Raw genomic sequence first — 6,537 nt, forward strand, 5'->3', positions numbered from 1 at the left:
GGCTCCTCGGTGCTTCGGGGGGCCTCGGTTCCGGCCCGCTCTGTGATGGGAGAAGCCTGTCGCGATCACGGCGCCGGAACGATCGTGTGCGCCCCCGAGCAGCGCGGGGAGGACCCGCCGGCTCGGCGGGGGTTCTCCCTACCCGGGCACACGGACGAACGCCCGGCCCTTGCTGAGGGGCCGGGCGTTCGTCGTCGGGCGGCTCAGGTCACTTGTCGGTGCCTCCCTTCGCCGGGCTCTGCGAGCCGGAGCCCGACGAGGAGCTGCTGCTGGAGGAGCCGGAGCTCGAGCTGCTGCCGGAGCCGGACCCCGTCGAGGACGAGCCGGTCGAGGACGAGCCGGTCGAGGTCGTGCCGGTGGTCGTCGTGCCGGTGCCGGTGCCGGGCGTGGTGCCGGTCGCGGTGTCGGCGGAGCCGGACGGGACCGTGCAGTCCTTGGTCGCGGCCGAGTCGGCGACGGCGCCGCACGGGATCGAGGTGCCGGCCTGGCCGGCGACCGGGGTCTGGCCCTTCGGGTCGATGGTGGTCGGGTCGACCTTGGTCTGCACCGCCTCGCCCTTCGTGCCCTGGTCCTTCTCCTTCTTGTGGGGGTGCTTCGAGTCCTCGGCCTCCTGCTTGGCCTTCTCGGCGGCCTGCTCGTCGGCCGTGGCCTTGTCCTCGAGGTCCTTGGCCTTCTTCTCGGCGTCCGTGGCGGCCTGCTTCGCCTGACCGAACTCCTGGGCCGCCTGGGCGAGCTTCTGCTGAGCCTGCTGCAGTGCCTGGAGCGCCTGCTGGAACTCGACCGGCTGGAAGATCGGGCTGAGTCCGCTCAGCTTCGCCTGTGCCTGGTTGACGGCGATGGCCGCGGCGTTGGCCTTGTCCTCGGCCGTCTTCTGGGCGGTGGCCAGCGTGGTGGCCTCGTCGCGGGCGGTCGTCGCCTCCTTGCGGGCGTTGTCGGCGAGCTGCTTGGCGGCGTCGGCCTTGGCCTGCAGGAACGGGTCCGGGTTGTGGCCCTTGTTCGGCTTGGGGTCGTCCTTGCCGGGGACGACCACGACTCGGCTGTTGTCGACCGAGGTGAACTGGAAGGTCGAGATCACCTGGTCGGTCGGGATCACCGAGACCGCGGTGGCGAGCGGGGCGCCGCCGGTGAGCGGGTTGCCGTTGAAGCACTTGACGGTGGGCTCGCCGTAGCTGTTGACCAGCACCGCGGTGCCGGCGGCGAGGATGGCGGGCTGCTCGACGAACTTCCCGTCCTGGAAGGGGTGGTCGGTCACCGAGGTGTTGGCGCGCAGCACGACCGGCGAGAGGCTGTTGACGAAGGCGGGGACGTCGGCGGCACCGAGGCCGAAGACGCCGCCGAAGCCGGCGAGCTTGGCCGGATCGGCCTGCAGCTGGGACAGGAAGTCCGCGTTGTTGCAGGAGGCCGGGTCGGTGGCGGCGTAGAGGCCCTTGGTGTCCCCGGCCTGCGGGCCGGTGGCGGCGACGGCCGCGACTTGCGGAGCGTCGGTGCCGAAGGGGTTGGTCGTCGGGTTGGCACCGGCGAACGACGTGGACTGCACCGCGGCCTCGGCCGTCGAGCCCGAGAACGCCATCCAGGTGCCGGCGCCACCGACGACCAGGCCGGCCGCGACGAGCCCGGCCACGATCTTCGCGGCCAGGGGGCGCTTGCTCTTCGGCCGTGACGGCGGCGGCGGGACGGGGCCGGGGAACTGCTGGCCCGGGAACTGACCGGCGCCGAACTGGGGGCCGGAGTAGCTGGGGCGGACGGTGCGGGGGTCGAAGGTCGTCATGTCGGGCTCCTCGGTGGTGTTCCGGGGGCCTCGGTCCGGCCCTCTCGGTGATGAGAGAAGCCTGTTGTGGTGGGCGCTTCCCGACGATCGTGCGCACCCCCGAGCCGCGCGGGAAGAACCCGCTGATCGACCGGGGGCTGTCCCTACCCCGACGAAGGGACCGACCCCGTCACCGAGTGGACCCCAGGGGTCGCGGTCGCAGCCGTACGCGTCCACTCGACCCGGCCACGGCCGGGTCGGACGGTCGAGTGGGCTCTCAGGGCTGCGCGGAGAGCCGTGCGGGTCCACTCGGCGCGCGGGTCTCAACGAGCGCTCGGGAACCGGGTCCCCGCGACCCGGATCTCCGGTGGTGTCGTGGGGCCGGCGTTACGACGCGTGACCGCTGGCCGGTCAGCCGACCTGAGCGCGCAGCGCCCCCACCGTGAGCACGCCCGCGAGCCGGCCGTCGCGCACCAGGTGGACGACCTCGGCGTCGGGACCCAGCCGTTCCAGCGCCTCGGCCGCGGTCTCGCCGGAGCCGATCCCGACCGGGGGCGTCGACGGCACGGGCACGGCCGCATCCGCCGGCCCGGCCAGATCGGCGATCGACAGCAGCCCCAGCACCTCACCCGCCGCCGGCGAGAACCGTGACGAGCGCCCGGCCAGCACCACGGGCAGCGCCGGTTGCCCCGACGACTCGAGCGCCGACCTCGCTTCGCCCACCGACGTGCCGACCGGCACCGTCACCACGTCCGACACCAGCCCCGCCAGCGTCCCCTCGCGGTCGTCGTCGAGGAAACCCTGCCGCCGCACCCAGGTGTCCGAGTGGTACTTCGACAGATAGGCCCGCCCGGAGTCGGGGAGGATCGCGACGACGACGGCGTCCGGCCCCGCCTCGGCCGCGACCCGTAGCGCCGCGGCGGCCGCAGTCCCCGACGACCCGCCGACCAGCAGGCCCTCCGTCCGCGCCAGCGCGCGAGCCGTCAGGATCGACTCGCGGTCGGCGATCGTCAGGAACCGGTCGATGACGTCGCGGCGGTAGACGTCGGGGAACACGTCCGTCGCGGTCTCGGGGTGGATGTAGTGCCCGGCCGCCTCGATCGCGAACGGACTGCCGTCGCCGCCGCCGTAGGCGCTGGTCACGGGGTCGGCGCCGACGACCTGCACGCGGCCGCCCGACACCTCGTGCAGGTACTGCCCGGTCCCGGTGATCGTCCCGCCGGTCCCGATCGTCGCGACGAGGTGCGTGATCCGCCCGCCGGTCGCCTCCCAGATCTCGGGGCCGGTGGTGCGCCGGTGCACGTCGGGGTTCGCGGGGTTGCCGTACTGGTCGGCGAGCCACCCGCCGTCGGTCTCCTTCGCCAGCCGGGTGGCGTACGCGATGACGTGGTCCGGGTCCTCGCGGGGGAGCGCGGAGGGGGTCAGGACGATCTCCGCGCCGTAGGCCTTCAGCGCGTCGAGCTTCTCCACCGCGGTCTTGTCCGGCAGCACGAACAGCGACCGGTACCCCCGTGCGGCGGCGACCTGCGCGAGCCCGAGCCCGGTGTTGCCCGACGTGCCCTCGACGATCGTTCCGCCCGGGCGCAACGCGCCCGACTCCTCGGCGTCGAGCACCATCGCCAGCGCCGCCCGGTCCTTCACCGAGCCGCCCGGGTTGAGGTACTCGAGCTTGGCGTGGACCTCGGCGGCCGGCGCCGACCGGGCGAGCCGGATGAGCGGGGTGCCGCCGACGAGGGCGAGCAGCGAGTCAGCCGGAGGGGTCGCTACAGCGCGCCGGTCGGGTGCGGTCATCGTCCGATCACGACTGCGCCAGCGCGTCCGAGCGCAACGGCGCGAGCCCGAGGTGATCCCGCAGCGTCGTGCCGGTGTACTCGGTGCGGAACGAGCCCTTCTCCTGCAGCAGCGGGACGACCTGGTCGGCGAACGCGTCCATCCCGCCCGGGGTGATGTGCGGGACGAGGACGAACCCGTCGGAGGCGTCGTTCTGCACGAAGTGGTCGATGGTGTCCGCGACGCGCTGCGGGGTCCCGACGAACGTGTGCCGCCCGTTCTTGCGGATCACGACCTCGCGGAGCGAGAGGTTCTCCCGCTCGCCGAGCTCGCGCCACTCGTTGGCGGTCGCGACCGGGTCGCGGTACTGCCGCACGCTCGCGCGGCCCTTCGAGATGTGGCCGCCGCTGTCGACGTCGTCGGAGGTCTTCGGGTCGAACGACGGGACCGGACCGTCGGGGTCGACGTCGGAGAGGTCGAGGTTCCAGACCTGCTCGGCGAACGCGATCGCGGTGGCCGGCCCGACCTGCTGGTACTGGACCTGGCGTGCGTTCTCCGCGGCCTCGGACTCGGTGTCGCCGAGCACGAACGTCGCCGCCGGCAGGATCTTGAGGTCCTCGGGGCGCCGGCCGAACTTGGCCAGCCGGGCCTTGACGTCGGCGTAGAACTCCTGGCCGGCGGTGAACTCGGCGTGCCGGGTGAAGATCGCGTCGGCGGAGGCGGCCGCGAACTCGCGGCCCTCCTCGGAGTCCCCGGCCTGGATGATCACCGGTCGGCCCTGGGGGCTGCGCGGAAGGGGGAAGCGCCCGCTGATGTCGAACTGGTCGCTGTGGACCTCGAAGGCGCCCTCGTCGGGACGGCGCAGGAACTCCCCGGACGCCGGGTCGGCGACGATGCCGTCGGAGTCCCACGAGTCCCACAGCGTCTGCGCGGTGGAGAGCATCTCCTGGGCGCGCAGGTAGCGCTTGTCCTTGGGCAGGTAGCCGCCGCGGCGGAAGTTCTCGCCGGTGAACTCGTCCCAGCTGGTGACTACGTTCCACGCGGCGCGGCCGCCGGAGAGGTGGTCGAGCGAGGCGAGCTTGCGGGCGACGTCGAGGGGCTCGTTGAACGTCGAGTTGACGGTGCCCGCGAGCCCGATCCGGTCGGTCACGGCAGCCATCGCCATGAGGATCGAGACGTTGTCGGGTCGGCCCATGACGTCGAGGTCGTAGATCTTGCCCGCCTGCTCGCGCAGCCGGAGGCCCTCGGCGAGGAAGAGGAAGTCGAACTTGGCGCGCTCCGCGGTCTGCGCGAAGTGGCGGAACGAGGAGAACGCGATGTGGCTCCCCGACGCCGGGTCCCCCCAGACGGTCGTGTTGTTGACGCCGGGGAAGTGCGCGGCGAGGTGGATCTGCTTGCGGGGCTGGTCGGTGCTCATCGACTGCCCTCCTCTCACGCGTGGGCGTAGCGGTCGGCGGGCTTGGCGAGGCCGAGCAGGTCGCGCAACGAGGCGGGCTCGCCCCAGGCGCTACGGGTCAGGCCCCGGCGGGGGGGCGCGGGGGCGAGCTCGCGGGTGATGCGCGGCAGGTCGGACGCGGCGACGGCGGGGCGCAGCCGGGCGCCGGCGAGCCCGGCCGCGGCCCACGACTCGAGGGTGTCCGCGACCTCCGCGACCGTCCCGGCCAGCACGGCGGCGTCGCTGCGCAGCGGGGCGATCGAGTCGAGGCGGGAGAGCTGGGCGCGCGCCGAGGCGGTGTCGTCGTCGAGGAGCACGAGCAGGTCCCCGACGACGAGCAACGGGTCACCCCGGCGCCCGACCGCGGTCTCGGCGGCGCGGGCGTCGGCGAGGGTCCTCGCGGCGTCACCGGTGGGTCCGTCGCGACCCGCACCGTCCGGCGTCGTGAACACGACGTCGGCCGCGCGCGCGGCGAGCCGATATGCGGTGTCGACGTGGGCGAGCACGGTGACCGGCGGCTGGCCCTGCGGCGGGCGCGGGGTGATCGAGGGGCCGCGGACCGCGAAGTGGGAGCCGACGAAGTCGATGTAGTGCAGCTTCTCCCGGTCGACGAAGCGCCCGGTCGCGACGTCGCGGATCTCGGCGTCGTCCTCCCAGGAGTCCCAGAGCCGGCGCTGCACCTCGATGTGGTCGGCGGCCTCGTCGAAGAGCGACCCGCGGTCCTCGCCGTTCGGGTCGCGGCGGCCGAAGAGCGCGTACTCGGCCGGGTCGGACGACACCTTGACCCGCTGGCCGGCGCGCCCCGAGGTGACCCAGTCCAGCGTCGCGATCTGGGTGGAGACGTGGAACGGCTCGGTGTGGGTGACCGTGGCCACCGGCACCAACCCGATGTGCCGGGTTACGGGGGCGATACGCGCGGCAACAAGCACCGCGTCGGCGCGGCCAGCCAGCCGACGTGGTGAGATCTCCTCGCGGCGCCCGGGTTGGGCCATCAGCGTGTCGTCGATCGTGAGAAAGTCCAGCAAGCCTCGCTCGGCCGTCGTCGCCAGGCTGGCCCAGTACCTCCCGCTGAGTACCGATTCCGTCCCGGGGTTAGCGGCCAGAGTGGTTCGCCACGCCTGTGGATGCCAGCCGTAGCCGTCAAGCGCGACGCCCACATGCAGTTGTTCGGTCATGGCAGCACCTTGGCGAAAGCGATGGCGTGAAATGGCCCCCACTCCGGGAACGACGGTGCCTCGATCTCGGTGTAGCCGGTGCTGCGATACATTGCCTCTGCCTCGGGCTGGCGACTGCCCGTGATCAGGTAGACCCGCCGATAGCCCCGGTCGGAAGCGATTGTCTCCATCTCGGCCAGCAGCGCCTTGGCGTAACCGCGGCGGCGATATCTGCTGTCGGTCCAGATGCGTTTGAATTCCACGGTGTCGGCGTCGAATCGCCGAAATGCGCCGCCAGTGACCGGGATGAGGCCGTCGTGGGGATACCCCCCGCTTGCGGGGGCCAGACCGACCACCAAGCCGCCGTCGGGCGGCGCAAGCTCGGCAGGCGGGACCGGCAACCAATCGAGATGCGCCTCCGGCGTGCCGCC

General features: G+C 72.8%; 5 protein-coding genes. All 5 read right to left on the minus strand.

From position 1 onward, the window contains the following. Positions 1 to 208: 208 nt before the first annotated feature. Positions 209 to 1,768: a DUF6777 domain-containing protein gene (locus AC0CYZ_RS13155; protein WP_472215974.1), complete on the minus strand. Its 1,560-nt coding sequence runs from the start codon at positions 1,766 to 1,768 to the stop codon at positions 209 to 211. Positions 1,769 to 2,158: 390 nt separating this feature from the next. After that, positions 2,159 to 3,538, minus strand: coding sequence for a pyridoxal-phosphate dependent enzyme (locus AC0CYZ_RS13160; protein ID WP_472215976.1), 1,380 nt, complete (start codon positions 3,536 to 3,538; stop codon positions 2,159 to 2,161). Between the two features lie 7 nt (positions 3,539 to 3,545). Further along, positions 3,546 to 4,934, minus strand: a complete 1,389-nt coding sequence (locus AC0CYZ_RS13165; protein WP_472215978.1) for an NtaA/DmoA family FMN-dependent monooxygenase — start codon at positions 4,932 to 4,934, stop codon at positions 3,546 to 3,548. Between the two features lie 14 nt (positions 4,935 to 4,948). Next, positions 4,949 to 6,127: an LLM class flavin-dependent oxidoreductase gene (locus AC0CYZ_RS13170; RefSeq protein ID WP_472215980.1), complete on the minus strand. Its 1,179-nt coding sequence runs from the start codon at positions 6,125 to 6,127 to the stop codon at positions 4,949 to 4,951. Then, on the minus strand, positions 6,124 to 6,537 hold a 414-nt coding region (locus AC0CYZ_RS13175; RefSeq protein ID WP_472215982.1), incomplete at its 5' end, for a GNAT family N-acetyltransferase. The genes AC0CYZ_RS13170 and AC0CYZ_RS13175, both read right to left, overlap by 4 nt.

Source organism: Actinomycetospora sp., assembly GCF_055612215.1.

What these genes read in the sequence shown, in the direction of transcription:
- AC0CYZ_RS13155 (WP_472215974.1), bottom strand. Translation starts at nt 1,768, where the DNA reads ATGACGACCTTCGACCCCCGCACCGTCCGCCCCAGCTACTCCGGCCCC.
- AC0CYZ_RS13160 (WP_472215976.1), bottom strand. Translation starts at nt 3,538, where the DNA reads ATGACCGCACCCGACCGGCGCGCTGTAGCGACCCCTCCGGCTGACTCG.
- AC0CYZ_RS13165 (WP_472215978.1), bottom strand. Translation starts at nt 4,934, where the DNA reads ATGAGCACCGACCAGCCCCGCAAGCAGATCCACCTCGCCGCGCACTTC.
- AC0CYZ_RS13170 (WP_472215980.1), bottom strand. Translation starts at nt 6,127, where the DNA reads ATGACCGAACAACTGCATGTGGGCGTCGCGCTTGACGGCTACGGCTGG.